The organism is Gillisia sp. Hel_I_86 (genome assembly GCF_007827275.1).
Classification (GTDB): Bacteria; Bacteroidota; Bacteroidia; order Flavobacteriales; family Flavobacteriaceae; genus Gillisia.
In genome coordinates, this window is sequence record NZ_VISE01000001.1 from 4,227,962 (window position 1) to 4,245,106 (window position 17,145).

15 protein-coding genes and 2 pseudogenes are annotated in these 17,145 nt (G+C 39.4%); 15 read left to right on the plus strand and 2 right to left on the minus strand.

Annotation, left to right across the window (positions count from 1 at the left end; all coding sequences use genetic code 11):
* The 11 genes from JM83_RS19255 to JM83_RS19015 all read left to right on the plus strand — a co-directional run bounded on the left by JM83_RS19255 (window position 1) and on the right by JM83_RS19015 (window position 11,188).
* A complete protein-coding gene (locus tag JM83_RS19255; protein WP_186435047.1) occupies window positions 1-177 on the plus strand; it encodes a hypothetical protein in 177 nt (58 codons plus the stop codon).
* A gap of 27 nt (window positions 178-204) precedes the next feature.
* On the plus strand, window positions 205-1,521 hold the full coding sequence (locus JM83_RS18975; protein ID WP_144963635.1) for an APC family permease: 1,317 nt from the start codon (window positions 205-207) through the stop codon (window positions 1,519-1,521).
* Window positions 1,522-1,530: 9 nt separating this feature from the next.
* Window positions 1,531-1,707 carry a hypothetical protein gene (locus JM83_RS19260; RefSeq protein ID WP_186435048.1) on the plus strand — a complete coding sequence of 59 codons (177 nt, stop codon included), beginning with the start codon at window positions 1,531-1,533 and terminating at the stop codon, window positions 1,705-1,707.
* A gap of 20 nt (window positions 1,708-1,727) precedes the next feature.
* Window positions 1,728-2,093 (plus strand): STAS/SEC14 domain-containing protein, encoded by a 366-nt coding sequence (locus JM83_RS18980; protein ID WP_144963636.1) that lies wholly within the window; start codon window positions 1,728-1,730, stop codon window positions 2,091-2,093.
* The gene (locus tag JM83_RS18985) at window positions 2,090-2,401 is read left to right on the plus strand and encodes a hypothetical protein (RefSeq protein WP_144963637.1); all 312 of its coding nucleotides are present in this window, start codon (window positions 2,090-2,092) and stop codon (window positions 2,399-2,401) included. The genes JM83_RS18980 and JM83_RS18985 overlap by 4 nt, the downstream gene beginning before the upstream one ends.
* A 131-nt stretch (window positions 2,402-2,532) precedes the next feature.
* Window positions 2,533-3,075: a hypothetical protein gene (locus JM83_RS18990; RefSeq protein WP_144963638.1), complete on the plus strand. Its 543-nt coding sequence runs from the start codon at window positions 2,533-2,535 to the stop codon at window positions 3,073-3,075.
* A 33-nt stretch (window positions 3,076-3,108) separates the two neighbouring features.
* Complete coding sequence (locus JM83_RS18995) at window positions 3,109-5,076, plus strand: heavy metal translocating P-type ATPase (RefSeq protein WP_144963639.1); 1,968 nt, start codon at window positions 3,109-3,111, stop codon at window positions 5,074-5,076.
* Between the two features lie 760 nt (window positions 5,077-5,836).
* Window positions 5,837-7,795, plus strand: a complete 1,959-nt coding sequence (locus JM83_RS19000; RefSeq protein WP_144963640.1) for an FTR1 family protein — start codon at window positions 5,837-5,839, stop codon at window positions 7,793-7,795.
* 12 nt (window positions 7,796-7,807) lie between these two features.
* A complete protein-coding gene (locus JM83_RS19005) occupies window positions 7,808-8,443 on the plus strand; it encodes a Crp/Fnr family transcriptional regulator (protein WP_144963641.1) in 636 nt (211 codons plus the stop codon).
* Between the two features lie 183 nt (window positions 8,444-8,626).
* Window positions 8,627-9,961 (plus strand): MBL fold metallo-hydrolase, encoded by a 1,335-nt coding sequence (locus tag JM83_RS19010; RefSeq protein WP_144963642.1) that lies wholly within the window; start codon window positions 8,627-8,629, stop codon window positions 9,959-9,961.
* 6 nt (window positions 9,962-9,967) lie between these two features.
* Window positions 9,968-11,188 carry an MFS transporter gene (locus JM83_RS19015; RefSeq protein ID WP_144963643.1) on the plus strand — a complete coding sequence of 407 codons (1,221 nt, stop codon included), beginning with the start codon at window positions 9,968-9,970 and terminating at the stop codon, window positions 11,186-11,188.
* A gap of 551 nt (window positions 11,189-11,739) precedes the next feature.
* Here the strand turns inward: JM83_RS19015 and JM83_RS19020 are convergent.
* Together JM83_RS19020 and JM83_RS19025 are read right to left on the minus strand one after the other, a co-directional pair.
* A complete protein-coding gene (locus tag JM83_RS19020; protein ID WP_261376876.1) occupies window positions 11,740-12,093 on the minus strand; it encodes a hypothetical protein in 354 nt (117 codons plus the stop codon).
* Window positions 12,068-13,669 (minus strand): ISL3 family transposase, encoded by a 1,602-nt coding sequence (locus tag JM83_RS19025; RefSeq protein WP_144963644.1) that lies wholly within the window; start codon window positions 13,667-13,669, stop codon window positions 12,068-12,070. Before JM83_RS19025 ends, JM83_RS19020 begins: the two co-directional genes overlap by 26 nt.
* A gap of 74 nt (window positions 13,670-13,743) precedes the next feature.
* On the opposite strand from JM83_RS19025, the gene JM83_RS19030 reads away from it, so the two are divergent.
* From JM83_RS19030 to JM83_RS19045, 4 genes and pseudogenes are all read left to right on the plus strand, one after another.
* A complete protein-coding gene (locus JM83_RS19030; RefSeq protein ID WP_144958285.1) occupies window positions 13,744-14,211 on the plus strand; it encodes a helix-turn-helix domain-containing protein in 468 nt (155 codons plus the stop codon).
* Window positions 14,212-14,307: 96 nt separating this feature from the next.
* A complete protein-coding gene (locus tag JM83_RS19035) occupies window positions 14,308-15,438 on the plus strand; it encodes an IS91 family transposase (protein ID WP_144958286.1) in 1,131 nt (376 codons plus the stop codon).
* A gap of 318 nt (window positions 15,439-15,756) precedes the next feature.
* Window positions 15,757-16,260: pseudogene (locus tag JM83_RS19040) on the plus strand (conjugal transfer protein).
* Window positions 16,260-17,100 (plus strand): annotated as a pseudogene (locus JM83_RS19045) (hypothetical protein). Before JM83_RS19040 ends, JM83_RS19045 begins: the two co-directional pseudogenes overlap by 1 nt.
* Window positions 17,101-17,145 lie beyond the last annotated feature (45 nt).

The following is a 17,145-nucleotide window of genomic DNA, read 5'->3' on the forward strand; positions in this document are numbered from 1 at the left end:
ATGAAGGATGACCTGTTCAGTGATTACCAAGAAAGGCTCAATGTGCTGGATGAAAATATTAGAGCATTAGCATTAAAATATGCGACGGATTTCTATTTGAATAAAAATTGTTCAAAAGAAGAGGCTATTGAGCGTGGCATCGTAAAGGCAGAGATGGAAAAAAGAAATTTAAAATAATCGAATGGAAAATAAAATACATATAAAATGGCAGAATTAAAAAAATCTTTGGGTACGCTTCGACTTACCTTTTATGGCGTTGGCACTATTGTGGGTGCAGGAATATATACTGTAATCGGTGCCGCAGCTGGACAAGCGGGCACAGACCTTTGGTTGAGTTTTATTTTCGCTGCAATTGCGGCCAGCGTTTCGGCAATGTCCTATGCAGAGTTGTCCTCTACCTATCCCAATGCAGGTGCGGAGTTTATTTTTGTACGCAAGGCATTTCCGAAAATTGACATACCATCTTTTCTTACGGGTTGGACGATTGCGTTTCACAGTTCGGCCACTGTCGCCGCGGTACTTTTAGCATTTTCAGGGTATTTCAACACCTTTTTTAGTATGCCCTCCATACTGGTCAGTTATGGTGTTTTGGTTGTGCTCTCGTTGATAAGCATTATGGGCATCAAAAAATCATCTACCGCTAATATCATTATGGTCAGTATTCAGCTTTTGGGCCTGTTTATTCTTATTGCGGTTGGACTTTCAGAAACGGGCCCACCAAAGGCAGATTTTTTTAGAGTGGAGTCTTTTTCCGGCACCTTGGCAGCGACTGCTACCTTATTCTTTGTTTATACGGGTTTTGAACATATGGCAGCATTAGGTTCTGAGGTAAAAAATCCAGGCAAGACGATTCCGAGGGCATTTTTATTGACAATGGTATTTACCACAATTATATACCTATTAATATCTTTTACGGTACTCAACATAAGCGACCCCTCCGAACTGGCAAACGTGGATTCGCCACTTTCTCTTGCAGCTTCCAATCTCAACAATTGGTTGCCTGTGGTATTGGCTATTGCGGCACTTTTTGCTACGGCTAATGCTGCTTTTAGTGGTATCATATCCATAAGTAGGTTGCTTTTTGGAATGGCCAGTGTGGGAGAACTTCCAAAGTTTATGACCAAAACCAATGCACAGAAAGTACCGTGGGTAACCACCCTCGTTGTAATGGCCGCGGTCGCTGCGTTTCTGTTATTGGGGGATATTAAGATTGTAGCGGGTATGTCTTCTTTAGGCGCTTTACTTGTTTTTGTTGCCGTAAATGTCGCACTTATCGTGCTTCGGTTTAAAGCACCAGAGCAAGAACGACCATTTAAAGTTCCTTTGGCTATAGGACGAGTGCCGATTTTGCCCATTTTGGCGATACTTATAAGTCTATCATTGATAATCCAATTTAATTGGCAGGTTTATGCGGCGTTCGTAGGTGCGATTATCGTGGGCATTGTATTGGATTACTTTTTGGACAAAAAGTCAAAGGATGAAATAGACCCTGAAAAAGAAAAAGAACTGTTTAACCATTAAAATGAAGCTATGGATTGGATGTTCGAAGATTTTAAAACCGACCTCGACGGTCTAAACCCTAAGGTGCGCGAAAAGGCATTGGAAATTGCGAAAGAATTAATCGAAAAGGAAGACTTTTCAAAAGAAAAGGCCATCAAAAAAGCAATTGTAATGGCTGAAGAATGGTTCTACGATATAGAAGGATAAAAATTTAAAACTAAAAAAATATGTTACAAATATTGGAACTTACAAAGAAGAACTTAATTGCTACGAAAGCAACGGGAAAATTAAATGCAAAAGATATTGAAAAAATACATCCGCTCATTCACGCCATATTGGAGCGAGGGATGAAAGTACGCTGGTATTTTGAGATGAAAGACTTTGATGGTTGGGATATCAAGGGATTTTGGGAAGATTTAAAGATGGATACGGCGCACGCCACGGATTATGAGAAGATTGCTATGGTGGGCGACAAGAAATGGCAGGACTGGATAACCCAATTTATGAAGCCATTTACCAATGCGGAAATCAGATATTTTGATTTAGACCAGAAGGAAGAGGCCAAAAATTGGATTGAATATAATACAAAATGATTCGGCAAAAATATAAAACATTGGTTACTATTAAATTTTGGGTCGCTCTTTTTTTTGGGTTTATAATATCTATTGTGCTAATTCAACCCTTGGCCATTTCCCTATTTATGTACGATAACGCGGGAGGCTTATTAAGTTGGTGGAATACTTTTAGGATAGCTTTTCAACAAATAGTTGAGATGGGAGATTCTGAACAGATTTTGAAAAATTTTCTATTTGGACTAATGGGAGTAAGCATTACTATAATGTACTACATTGGATTGTATATGAGTAAAGAAAGTGATGATATATTAAAAAAAGCATCCTAAAAAAATTAAATAGAAACCCCAATTAATAGCAGGCAGCTTTTATGATGCTTTTTTAAGGCAAAATGATGAATAGCATTAAAAGCAAAAGTAGAAGCTGCTTTTTTTTAATTATACAATTAAAGCTGAACATTATGAATGTTAAACATTGTCTTTTAATAATCCTGTTGGTTGGTTATTATAGGGTAAACGCCCAAAAAGTTTATACGACTGAAGAAGGTCATATAATGATGATGACTTTGGTTGATGATAAACCCGTCAAGGCAGAAAGCCATAAATTGGCCCTATATCTTGATTATGATTCCAAAGTGGTCAATGGTGTACTCGACCTTAAGACTTTTTCAACAGATAGTCCTGAAATCAATGCCATTTTACAACAGCAGGAGGCCCCTTTAATACTTCGGTTTACTGGCACAATTCCATCACAAGATTTTTTATCAAAACGGCATGACCCAATTAATTTTAATTGGTTGGTAAAGGTTACGTACAAAGAAAAAACTTATCAATCAGTCTTTAAAACGACCCTTAACCATTTTGACCAAGGAACAACCACTTCTTGTTTGATAAGTGCGAGAGGGCAGGTTTTGGTTCCAAATACTGGTTTGGATTCCTTAATAGAGGGAATCGATGAGACCCTAGAGGTGCAGTTTGCGCAATTGGTGTTGACATTGGAATAACTGTGAATTTAAATAAAATTATGAATGAAATATATGAAAAAAAAGAAACTGAATTTAAGAGATTTAAATAAAACTTCATCCGATAACCACAAGCGCAATGACGGTCACAATCAGAGCAATCTGGAAAAACTCGGTAATTTCAGAACGTATTTACCTGCAATTTTCAGTTTTGTAATGCTGATTGCAGGCATTGCTTTTGATTATTTTGACGCCTTTCCATTTTTTAAAGGTTGGGTACGAATCGCTTGGTATGCGGTAGCCTACATCCCCGTGGGGTTTCCTGTTATAAAAGAGGGATGGGAAAGTATCAAGGACGGTGATTTCTTTACCGAGTTCTTCCTGATGTCCATCGCAACCTTAGGGGCGTTCGCCATTGGGGAATATCCGGAAGGTGTGGCCGTAATGCTATTCTATGCCGTGGGCGAACTTTTCCAAAACGCAGCTGTAAAACGAGCAAAGGGCAACATAAAGGCATTGCTTGATGTACGCCCTAATGAGGCAATGGTCTATCGGAACGGCGATTATGTTTCGGTAAATCCCGAGACCGTTCAAATTGGAGAAAAAATACAAGTACGCGTAGGTGAAAAGATTCCTTTAGATGGCAAATTGCTATCCGAAAAAGCATCGGTCAATACCGCAGCGATTACGGGGGAAAGCAAACCCGACACCATTGCAAAAGGCGAAAAAGTCTTTGCGGGAAGCATCAATCTGGATGGTGTTATCGAAATTGAAACCACCAAGGAATTCAAGGACAGTTCCATAGCCCGTATTCTGGATATGGTACAAAATGCTACCGCAAGAAAATCAAAGACCGAACTGTTTATAAGGAAATTTGCACGCATCTATACTCCTATCGTAGTTTTTTTAGCGGTATGCTTAACGTTTTTACCTTATTTTTTTGTGGACGGTTACGTATTTCAGGATTGGTTATACCGAGCCTTGATTTTTTTGGTAATTTCTTGCCCCTGTGCATTGGTCATTTCCATTCCCCTGGGTTATTTCGGTGGATTGGGTGCCGCATCCCGTAACGGTATTCTATTCAAGGGTGCATCCTTCTTGGATGCGGTGACCCAAGTGAATACGGTAGTAATGGACAAAACCGGAACCGTAACTCACGGGGTCTTTAAAATTAAAAATGCCGTGGTAAATAATGGGGCATTGAGCGAAGCCGAAATGATGAAGTACCTGATGGCGATGGAAGAACAATCCACACATCCCATTGCGAAGGCGATATTGGAATATAAAGCGGACGGTTCGCACTATGGGGCGACCAATGTTTCGGAAGTAGCCGGAAAGGGATTGAAAGGGATGGTCAACGGAAAAACAGTACTTGTAGGCAACAAAGCTTTGATGACCTCAAATGGTATTGAAGTTCCATCAAAAACGGACGCTATTGTTGAATCCATTGTAATGGTAGCCATTGATGGAAAATTTGCGGGTTATGTAACCATCGCCGATGAACTGAAGGAAGATGCACATCTAGCCATTAAACAAATTAGAGATGCAGGAATTTCGAAAATCATAATGTTATCAGGCGACAAGGACTCTATAACGCAACAAGTTGCAAAAGAGTTGAACATCGATTGGGCAAAAGGGGGGCTTTTACCCGAAGATAAATTGGATGAAGTGGAAACTTTAAAAAAACGCCCGGACAGCAAGATTGCCTTTATAGGTGATGGCATTAACGATGCCCCGGTTTTGGCGATAAGTGATGTAGGCATTGCAATGGGTGGTTTGGGCAGCGATGTGGCCATTGAAACGGCGGATGTCATTATCCAGACCGACCAACCTTCAAAAATTGCAAGGGCAATAAAAATAGGTCGGTCTACAAGGCGCATTGTATGGCAGAATATTGGTTTGGCCTTTGGTGTAAAAATCATTGTTATGATTTTGGGCGCAATGGGTATGGCCACAATGTGGGAAGCAGTTTTTGCAGATGTGGGAGTAGCCTTCCTTGCTATACTCAATGCCATTCGATTACAGAAAATGAAGTGGGACTAATTTAAAGTTGGAATAAGCAAATAAGGAGTAAAATGTCTCAAAACCGTAGAAAGAGAAGACAAAGATAAAAGGATGAAAGAACTGTAAAAAGTACCATAACGAAGAAAGACAAACTGTATGGCATCCTAGCACTTGCCGGCATCTTTACTTTAGTACTTATACTTTATTTTTTCGATGCCATTTTCTACTTTTTTTACCTGCTTTTTTCGAATAAATAAATAAAATTGAAATAATGGATAAAAGTTAAAGGCTTTTAATTCATCTAATAATGTTGGGAATTGAAATTTAATGTTTAACTAAATGATTTCCTTAGATGATATTGTATTCCTTTTAAGGATAGAAAGTTTGCATTATTCAGGGGTTTGTCCCTATTGCTGGGTGAACAGTGTCTTGAATGCTGGGAATTAAATTATGTCATTAAACAGAAGAAGAAGGGAGAAAAGGTTTAAGAGTAAAATAAACAAAAGAGATAAGTTATGGGCAATTATGGCCCTAATTGGAATTTTTATCGCAGCCCTTCTCTTGTTTCATTTCTTTATAAAAGATTTGGGGTATGGATAAAATCTGAAAATTGGTGACTTGGTTAAAAAATTAAATGCATCATTTTTCGAGACACTCTCCTTATTTATGGTTGATTACTTAATAAAGTAAGTCCGTATTGATTTATTGACCGCACTTTTTTCGAAAGGATTTGTTTTAAAGTGTATCTTTGTTTTTATTTAGTCTAAATAATATTAGTGATTTTTATAATAATTTTTTTATGTTACAGCACAAGTGTTATATGCGCATTTTTCTAATAAGCTTCATTGCCTTTTTAAGCTCTAATATCTATGCGGGCACGGCCAAAGATGACCCGAATATTCAGACCATAATCCATTTATTGGATTATCTATCAAAAGATTATCCAGCAGCGGTTAAAAATGGTGTTATAGTTGACGAAGGTGAATACCTTGAAATGAAAGAATTTAGCGAAACCATTCTCTCATTAAGCCAAAATCTGGAGCTCTCCATAACGCAGGCAGATCAGATACAGAGCGGTTTGATGGATTTGAGAGCAAATGTGCTAAACAAGGTTTCCCATCAAAAAATAAAAGCGGTCACTTCAAAGGTCAAGTGGGCTATTATCAACTTTACGGAATTTGAAATTAGCCCACCTAATTGGCCAAATATTGATAATGGAAAGAAACTATTCCTGACCAATTGCATTCAATGTCACGGAGCAAGCGGTAATGGACAGGGCAAACTAGCTATGGGCCTAAACCCGGCGCCTACCAATTTCTTAATCGATACCCTTATGCGTGAGGTTTCCCCCTTTCAGGCTTATAACACCATCAAACTTGGTGTAGAAGGAACTGCAATGCAAAGTTTCGGTATGTTGAGCGATAAAGAAGTATGGGATCTTTCCTTTTATATCAAATCCCTGAGGTTTAATGCCTCTTCTGCAGATTCGCTTGGGCTAAAGGAAATATTTAACAAAATCTCTAATGAAGTTTCCTTAAAAGATGTGGCTACTCTATCCGATAAGGAATTGATTCAAAAGTTGGGCTACGAAGATTCCGTTACTTATAAAAAATTGAAAGCTCTAAGAATTTTTTCTCTCGAAAAGGCCTCGACCGACAATAGTCTGGTTGTTGCCAGAAATTACCTGAACGCTGTTCTGTTAGATTATAAGGCGGGCAATAAAAAATCGGCACGTCAAAATGCCCTGAATGCATATCTCGAAGGTATTGAACCGGTGGAAGTACGATTGAAAGCCAACGACCCAGAATTCACCTCACAACTAGAGCAGCAAATGATGGCGGTTAGACAAGCTATAGAGAGCTCTAAAAGCATCTCCACGGTACAAGCTGAAATCGCTGATGCGCTATCAATGATAGACCGTGCAGACCAATTGATGAGGGATAGGAAGCTCAACTATTGGCTTTCTTTTTTCTTGGCAGCATCAATTATGTTGCGTGAGGGGCTTGAAGCATTCCTTATCATTGCCCTGATCCTGGCTTTAATAAAAACTTCTGGCACAAAAAAAGCACTCCCGTATGTACACGGAGGGTGGATTATGGCCATTTTAATAGGTATTGCAGGATGGTTCCTGTCTAATTGGATAATCGGTATTAGTGGTAAGAACCGTGAGATTATGGAAGGGTTGATTTCATTAATGGCGGTCATAGTGTTGGCATTTGTCGGGTTTTGGCTGCATAATCATTCCCATTCAAAAAAGTGGAAAGATTTTATAGAAAAAAAGATAGGCAAACAATTAAGAGGGGAAAAAATGTTGGGATTGGCCGTATTTTCTTTTATGGTGGTATTTAGGGAAGCCTTCGAATCCATCCTTTTTTTACAAGCGATTAGCTTAGAGACCAAAACTGGTGATGGCTCTTCCATAGGTTTGGGTGTAATTGCTGCTTTTGCACTAATAGGGCTACTTGCGTTTCTTTTTGTAAAATACTCCAAAAGAATTCCTGTACGGCAACTTTTTAGATACTCATCTTGGGTCATAACCTTACTTGCGATAATCTTGCTTGGAAAAGGAGTTCACGCCATTCAGGAAGCTGGTTGGCTTTCAGTTACTGGTTTTCCAGTTTACCTGAAAATTGATTGGTTGGGCGTTTACCCCACTACCGAAACTTTAATGGCACAAATAGTATTATTTACTGTTCTGATGTTATTATACTATTTGAGCAATTCAAGAAATAAAATGCTTCAGAATATGAATAGCTAAATATCAACGCAAATGAACGCCCAACTAAGGAAGATTTATAAAGCACACTTCGAAATGGAGCTTATGGAAGAAATAGCCGAAAGCGGGTTTCATAAAAGTGTGAAAGAGGGAGATACTCTAATTAATATCGGAAATTATATCAAAACCATTCCATTGTTGATATCGGGAGCCATTAAAATTATGCGAGTAGATAATAATGGAGATGAACTACTATTGTATTTCCTGGAAAAAGGGCATACGTGTGCTATGACAATGACCTGCTCTATGGGGTTTGCCAAGAGTGAGATTAGGGCAGTTGCTGAAGTAAATACTGAGTTGATTATGATACCGGTGCAGAAAATGGAGGAATGGACCGTGAAATATAAAAGCTGGAGGGATTTCGTTTTCCAAAGCTATCAACGACGTTTGTTGGAAATGTTGGAAAGTATCGATAGTGTTGCCTTCCATAATATGGAAGAAAGGCTGAAAAATTATATTCAAAACAAAATAGCAATACTCAACAACAATCATATTCATACTACGCATCAAGAAATTGCTGAAGATTTGCATACGAGCAGAGTTGTAATTTCACGCTTGCTAAAAAAAATGGAACAGGAACATAAAATATCGTTACACCGAAGTTTTATTCAAGTCCAAACTGGGTTTTAAAGATGGCGATGAATTTCCTACAACCTTTAATGAGCAGATAAATTATCCCTTTTTTCCTAAATACAGTAACTACCGGAAAGAATGAGCGAGCGAAAAAATCATTTTAGTTAATAAGTACTTATGTATCATAGGTTACTGAAAAAGCCCCATTCAAATCTTACTTTTGAGTAAAAATTAGATATTATGAAAATTAAACAGTTTGAATACGAACCACTAGCGCATTTTTCATATGCTATTGTCAGCAATGGAGAAATGGTGGTTGTCGACCCAGAGCGCAACCCGATGAAATATTATGCTTTCGCGAAAGCGAACAATGCCAAAATAGTTGCTGTTTTTGAAACACACCCGCACGCAGATTTTGTTTCTTCGCACCTACAGATGCACAAAGAAACGGGTGCGACAATCTATGTAAGTAACAAGGTAGGAGCAGATTACCCACATCGTCCCTTTGATGAAGGGGATACCTTACAAATAGGGGAAATTGAGATTACCGCCATTAACACCCCAGGCCATTCCCCTGATAGCATAACGATAGTAGCGAAAGATGGAAAAAAGGTGGCACTTTTCACAGGGGACACGCTATTTATAGGAGATGTAGGAAGACCAGACCTAAGGGAAAAAGCTGGAAATATGAAAGCTAAACGTCGAGAGCTCGCCGAGATGATGTTTCAAACAATACAGGATAAATTTACAGGATTACCAGACGATGCACTGGTTTACCCAACTCACGGGGCAGGCACATTATGTGGGAAAAATATAAGTAGCGATAAAAGTAGTACTCTGGGTAATGAGCGTATGGGCAACTGGGCGTTCAAAGTAGAGACCAAAGAAAAATTCATCGATTCCCTTCTCGATGGTCAACCATTCATCCCCTCCTATTTTGGCTATAATGTTGACACCAATAAAACAGGTGCCCCCATCTTGCGTAATGCACTTGCAAAAATTCCGTTCAAGTTAAATGGAGCCATTGATAACGGAGCATTGGTCATAGATATTCGGGATGAAGCAACCTTTAAAAGAGGACATATAAAAGGAAGTTTAAACATTCAAGCAGCTTCCGAAAGTGCAAAGTTCGAGACTTGGTTAGGAGCCATCGTTGAACCTGACGAAAAATTTAATTTAGTCATCGATCATCCAAAAGATTTAGAGGAAATACTTGAAAGGGTGGCAGTAATAGGTTATGAAGTGAATCTTTTGTCCGTCGCCACGTCAGACACTATGAATCTTGAAACGATGGAATCATTGGACTTAAATGACTTTGAAAAACACCCTGATAACTATACAATCGTTGATATACGCAATAAAGGCGAGGTAGAGGAAGGCAAGTTCTTTAAAAATGCCTTGAGCCATCCCTTAAATGATTTACGGAAAACGGCAAATGAAATTTCAACTGGAAAACCTATAGTGGTACATTGTGCGGGCGGTTATAGAAGTGCCGCAGGAAGTAGCATACTCAAAAATAAGATTCCTGGAACTAAGGTATATGACCTAAGCGATGATATCGAAAAATTTAAATAGTTTTCTATGGATACTCGCTTAGGCTTAAGAGAGAACTGGAAGCAGTTTTCGCTGTTGGTTTTGGTAAGCGCCTTTGTTGGCGGTATGATAGGGTTGGAACGCAGCATATTCCCTGAATATGCACAAAAAGTTTTTGGGATTGAATCAAAAACAGCCATACTTTCATTCATAACAGCCTTCGGAATTACCAAGGCTCTGACCAATTACTTTACTGGGCGTTTGGCAAATGCCATAGGTCGGAAAAATTTATTGGTTATTGGGTGGTTATTTGCCATTCCTGTTCCTTTTATTTTGATGAACGCAAACGGTTGGAACTGGGTAATAGTTGCCAATCTTCTTTTAGGAATCAACCAAGGTCTGACTTGGAGCAGTACGGTGGTAATGAAAATTGACCTTGTAGGAGAGAAAAATCGCGGTCTGGCAATGGGACTCAATGAATTTGCAGGTTATTTTGCCATCGGTATAGTGGCATTCCTTTCAGGTTACGTGGCAGACCGATATGGTATTACCCCTTATCCGTTTTACATAGGAATAGTTATATCTATAATAGGATTTTTATTGAGTCTATTTTTTATAAATGATACGAGCAAATTTGTTGCCTTAGAAAGTAAAGATGATAATTCAACCGAACTAAAGAATATATTTTGGGAAACCACATTAAAAGATAAAACACTTAGCTCAGTGAGCCAAGCAGGTCTGGTGAACAACCTTAATGACGGAATGATATGGGGGCTATTGCCCATAATTTTGCTTCAAGCCAATTATGATTCCCAAAATATAGGGATTATAACAGCTATCTACCCTACGGTTTGGGGATTGGGACAATTATTTACTGGTAGGATGTCAGATATATATTCAAAAAAGGCGATGTTGTTTTGGGGAATGCTTTTGCAAGGTTTTGCCATTTTAATTTTACCCTTCATTACAGAGAGCTACATAATGCTAATTGCCTTAACCTTTGCGTTGGGGATTGGTACTGCGCTGGTCTACCCTACATTCTTGTCTACAATTGCAGCTGCCACGAGCCCAGCCCAACGTGCCGAAAGCATAGGTACTTTTAGGCTATGGCGAGATTTGGGATATGCTATTGGAGCAATAGTTTCTGGGATCATTGCGGATTTATTCGGTGTGTCGATGGCAATATTGTCTATAGGTGCCATAACCATAGTTTCGGCAATGGTAATCAAATTTAGGATGCCAGAACTAAAGACCATTAAAAATAATTAAAGTCATTTCGTTTTAGGTAATTCTTGCTACCCATTGTGAATTTGAAATAAATGATTTTGTATCAATATGTTTTAGTTATAGATTAGTTTGTGAAGCGATGTTGCCATAGAGACCGCTGATAGTATTTTTTTTGTTGAAAATTCTATAAACCTTTTACTTGGAGATTAAAAATTAAACTACCGTATTGAAACTCATCAAATAATTTCCGTTTTTTTGTTTAAATACGACAATCCAAATTTGATTTTAATTAAAAATAATGATTATGATGTTTCTATGGGTTTTTGTGGCAATCCTTTTAGTTTATCTTCTCTGGAAATTTATAGATAAGAAAAATTAACGCTGTAGTAGAGTCAATCTAAAATTTACTCCCGAGATAACATCTCGGTGAATTTGAGAAGGTAGATAAACTGCTTTTTAGTTTTGTTCTTTTATAAAAGGTATTGGCTCAAGATAATGAATTGGGGGTTTTAGATATAAGTATCTTCTTTAATTAGTATATTTGAAAATTAATGAAACTGATTGCTTACATATTATCGTTTTATGTAATTTTTTTAATGACTATGCCAGCTGTTCAGGCTTTTTCGCCTATTGATGCTGGCAATTCTTGTTGTAATGGCTGTATACCAAATACTTCTACCGGGGATCACCTCCCCGGTTTCCTTATCAATAATATGAAGTTTCTTGCCTGCAAAATCAATAAATAGTTCTTTCCCAGGGTCATGCTCAAGCTTCATCGAGCCTTTCTCCCTGGCATATTTACGCCAATAATGTTCCATAAACTGGGTATAGCCATAAGGATCTTTAGCCTGCTGCACATATTCCTGGTAATGGTATAAAAAGGTAGAGCCGGGGTGGTTTCGAGCCTTATTGGGTTCTTCGTCACTTTTGGTGAACCATACTTTCATGTAATACCATTTTCTTTAGAAGCGGAAAGTTGGCTCTGCCATACATCATTCGTTTGATATTTTTCAATTTATTGACCTGTCCTTCCACCTGCCCATTACTTATGACTGATATTACCACTTGATTTATGGCACTATAATCGTGTTTGACCCCTTGGGCAAAACTCCGTAATTCTGATTCAGGTTGCAGTGCGCGGGTTAACCAACTTTCTAATGGTCCTTCCTCTTTATTTTTGAAGAGGCTTTTAAATTGCACGGCCATTTCTACGGCGGCTTTAATTTCCGGCGCTTTGTTATACAGGAATTTCAGAAAAGCCTGATCCGTCTTTTTTAATCGGTCTTCTGGCTGTAATACCATAAAGGAAATCTTCGAGGTTGACCAGGTTTTTATTGGTGATAATTTTGGCAAAAAAATATTGTCAGAGTCAGGCTTAATAAACTGATTCATATTACTGCAAAATTGGGTATACTTCCCATTAAACCCTTTATCGCGGATATTTTTGTATAAGGTTGGATAGTCCTGTTTCCCGTAAAATTTCGGAAGGTATTCCCTGAACTCATGAAAATTAGTCATAGTTACTTGTGGTACAGGCGCTTGTCGTTTCGGGAATTCATCATGCTGAATGTACTTCCCGATGGTTCGGGGGCCGGCTTGAAGCATTTTGGCAATTGTTTTTATCCTATATCCTTGCTGATGAAGTTCCTTTGCCTTTTCAAATTTCATTTGTCGCTGTGAGTTTGATGTACATTTAGGTGTTGGCAGTGAACGAGCCTTTTCTTCTTCCAATAGAGGTTCTCTATTGCCCGGACGGCTAAAAGCTATAAAGGCCGCTTTCAAAGTTGTACTGTGCTTGTGAAGTACCCTTTTAAAAGCATCCCTAAGGTTTACATGGAGGTGATATCTGTCAGCTACCTCGATGGCCTCTTTGGTACCTTCTTTAGTTCCCTTCGAATAGGCACTGGCGCGATCCCGTGATACTGTATGAATTTCTGGATGCTTTAGAAGCCACTGCTTCAACGTATCTGCTTCTCTATCCGGTAATAAGTCGACAACCTTCTTACGTTCAAGATCTACAATGATGGTCCCATAGTTCCTTCCTTTCTTAAATGCCCAATCATCCACTCCTATGACTCCAGAAGTAGTAGTTGTCCCTTCTATTTCCAACTGTTGAATTAGGCGCAAGATGGTCGAGGAACTCACCGGGTTACCTGCAATACGACTAATCAATGCCCCTTTGTTTCCACCTACTTCCAGGCCTATGCTACGCAGCACATCAATGGAACGGCATAAGCGCCTTGCATAAGGCAGAATATCCTGGCTAAAGCGTTCTGTAAATATTTTTCGCGGACAGCTTTTATTACGGCAGAAAAACTTTCTTGCCCTGAGCTGTAATTGCACCAATTTTCCTGATATTGGAAGATCTGCTAAACTTCGAACATAATGACTATGAATACGATTGCCATATTTGTTACATAAAGGGCAGCTACTGCGCTTTTGTTTTGGAAGAATAGAGAAAATGATTTTTGTATCAGTATGGAATACAGCAATTTGCTTAATTTTTAATTTGCAGGAAAGCATAGTACATAGTTTAAAAACACCCTATTAAATTACACAATTAATGTGTATATTTATATTCTTTTAGAAGAAAAATAATGGCAAAAAACACGTTAGACCCGAAAGAATTAAACCCTCAAGAGATCAAAAATATTCTCAAAAGCAGACAAGAATATAGAGTAGCTCTAAGGTTGCAAATGGTTTACCTGATCCACCAGGGAAAATCCAGCAGAGAGGTGGCCGATATCTATCAGGTAAGCTTTAAACAGGTGCTAAACTGGGTACATAGATTTAAACATCAGGGAATAGAAGGGCTCAAAGACAAAGTGGGGCGTGGTAGAAAAGCTAGCTTAAACAAAAAAGAATTAGATCATATTCGGCAGACTATTTTGAATACCGCTCCATCTGAATATGGGTACACATCCAAGCGATGGACAGGGCCTTTACTTTTGAAATGGATCAATAAAGAATATAAAACCGAATTTACAGCCACAACTATATATAAATTACTTGAAAAGATTGGGCTGGAGTCCCAAAACGGAAAAGGGTATGTCCCACTCGATTAGATCGTGTAAATAATTAATGATTTTTTCACCAAAAGTGACGAAGAACCCGATTCAAACCGTAATATCCACACTGGAGCGGCTTTGCAAAGAGCAAGCGTGAAACGTGCTGCTTACGAAGTAGCCCAGGTGTTGGAACGCAACAGGGAAGGCCTGGCCGGTTATTGTGCCAATAGCTGGCAACTTCGTACCCTCCACGCCTTGCGCAAATGCCGCAGCGCTGCCCTTGGCGGCCACATTGACCGTTGCAACAATCCGGGCTGTCACCGCCTGCACCTGAGCTACAACAGTTGCCGGAACCGTCATTGTCCCAAGTGCCAGGGACACAAGAGGGAAGAATGGATACGGGCAAGGGAGGAAGAATTACTTAACGTGCCGTACTTCCACGTGGTGTTTACCCTTCCCCCTGAGCTTAACCGGGCCTGCCTGTATGAACCAAAACTGATGTACAGCTTACTGTTCAAAACAGCATGGCAGGTAATAAAAGGTTTTTCTGCAAACCCAAAGTTCATCGGGGCCAATCCCGGTATGATCGCTATCCTGCATACCTGGGGACAAAACCTTTCCCTACACCCACACCTGCATTGCATTGTTCCCGGTGGAGGCATTACCAAATCCGGCAAATGGAAGTCGGCCAGGAGCAAAGGCACATACTTGTTTCCGGTAAAGGCCAGGAGCACCGTATTTAGGGCTCGTTTTGTAGCTGCCCTGCGCAAGGAACTGAAGCCGCGATCCATTGCCTTCTATGAAAGCCTGTTCAAAAGCAATTGGGCAGTTTACTGTAAGCGTCCTTTTTTTGGCCCTTCTCAAGTGGTGGGATACTTGGGACGTTACACCCACAAGATCGCCATTGGCAACCATCGCATAAAAGAGCTGGACAACAAGGGCGTTACTTTTGCCGTAAAGGATTACCGGCACGGGGGAAAGAGGTCCTTACTACGTTTGTCCGACCAAGAGTTCATCAGGCGGTTCGCCCTGCACGTCCTCCCCAAAGGCTTTGCACGCATCCGCCATTACGGGATCTTGAGCTCCTACCACAAGAAAATCACGCTTACCCAGCTACGGCAAAGCCTGGGGCGGGTACAACTCCAAAAACAAAAACCATTACAACACCGGCTGTGCCTGGTTTGCAAGAAAGGAACATTAGTGACCCTTAACATCTTTACGGCACGTGGTCCACCAGAATATTGGATGGAAAAATTGAAAAAGCAAAAACAAAACGGAATATGAAAAAATGATCCTTAAAGGCGTAATAGGACGCCTATGGCCTAATCCGATCAAAATAGCATGAAATACCAAAAGTGCTATGGAAAACATTACAAAAAGGAGTTGCACCTTCGGTCAATAACAATAACCCGACATCCAGTTAGGTGTCCTACCTAACAAACTTTACCCCTCAAAACAAACTAATCCCCATATAGGGCTAATCGGCAAAGAACCGGTTTAGTCAACAGGGCGTTCATGTTAGGCCGTACCGGCCACACGAACGCTTAGTTATTATCCGCACTATTTGTAGTGCTAATTGGAAGTAACGCTTCGGCCCAGGGGATGCCTGTGTATGACAATACAAACTTTATCTCTTTTGTAAAATCATTGTTGGAATCTGGTAAACAGACCGCCAATTTAATGAAGACGGTAAAATTCCTTAAAACCCAAAAAGAGAATATCGATAAGGTAAACGATGTGATCAAACAACTTAAAGCAGTTCGGGAATTGGCAAGAAATAACCAACGCCTGTTTGATATTGTATAGGATGATTTAAGGGAAATACTCAATTCCCCTTTTATCAAACCAGATGAAGTTACTCGTATTTCAGAATCCTTTGATGCCATCCTTGAAAATTCTATGGCAGGTATGGAATATATCGACCAAATACTGTCCAGCGACAATATGAAGGTGACCGATGCCGAACGAGCAGAAGTACTCAAAGAAAAGGAATTGGAATCCAAGCAAATGGTAGCTTAAATTGAGGCAAAAACCAGACGCTATCGGGAGATTATTCAATTTAGGGAAATGCAGCACAAAATCAAAAACCAAGAAACCAATTACTAATGTCAGGTATTTTTTTAGGCATAGGGTTAGAATATGTGGCCACTATTTTTCAAACGATAAAAAATAGTGATTTCTCACAATATACTATTGCAGGGATGAAGACCCTTGCCATCTTGTTCTTTCTCATCAATATCCTAAAAAAATACAATGAAGGCGTTGCCAATAATGAAGGCTACACTTGGGGTTGGACCCCTGCGGAACTGGCAAAAAACTTTGCAATAGTAATTTTAGTGATTTTTTCTACACAGGTAGTGGGTGTTTTCGACACCATTTTGATGGCCATTGAAAACCAATATCGGGACACGGCACCCGCACTCCTTCCTTTACAGATGCAAGATATTGACATCGAACAGGATGTAAGTGCTTGGGATGCCGCCACCAAAGCAATGGCGATGCTCTACGAAGCTTTGGTCACACCCTTATATGGTCTAAAAATACTATCCTTTGTTGCCGGAATATTTCTCTGGTTGCTGGATTTGTTCATTTATCCCTTATTCCTTGCAGAGCGATTCTTTTTATTGGGCATAATGCAAGCATTTTTTTCCTTTGGTCATCAGTTTGGCTGTTTTTGAAAAGTTCAGGTCATTGGCCTACAACTTTTTCAAACTTTATGCAGGTGTTTATATGTTAGTTCCTGCCTTTTTTCTGGTCAATGTTTTCGTGAATAATCTCTATACCGAAATCAACACCAATTTTTGGAGCGATTTATTTGGTACAGATTGGGGTAGTAATTTTTTCGCACCGCTTTTTCAGTTAGGGTCTATCGGTTTTATTGTATTGCTGAAATTCAAATTATATAAACGAGCAACATCATTCACTTTTAAACTCTTTACAGGCTGATAAGTGCTTAAAGCAAATTTATCAATTACCAATCATACAAAAAAT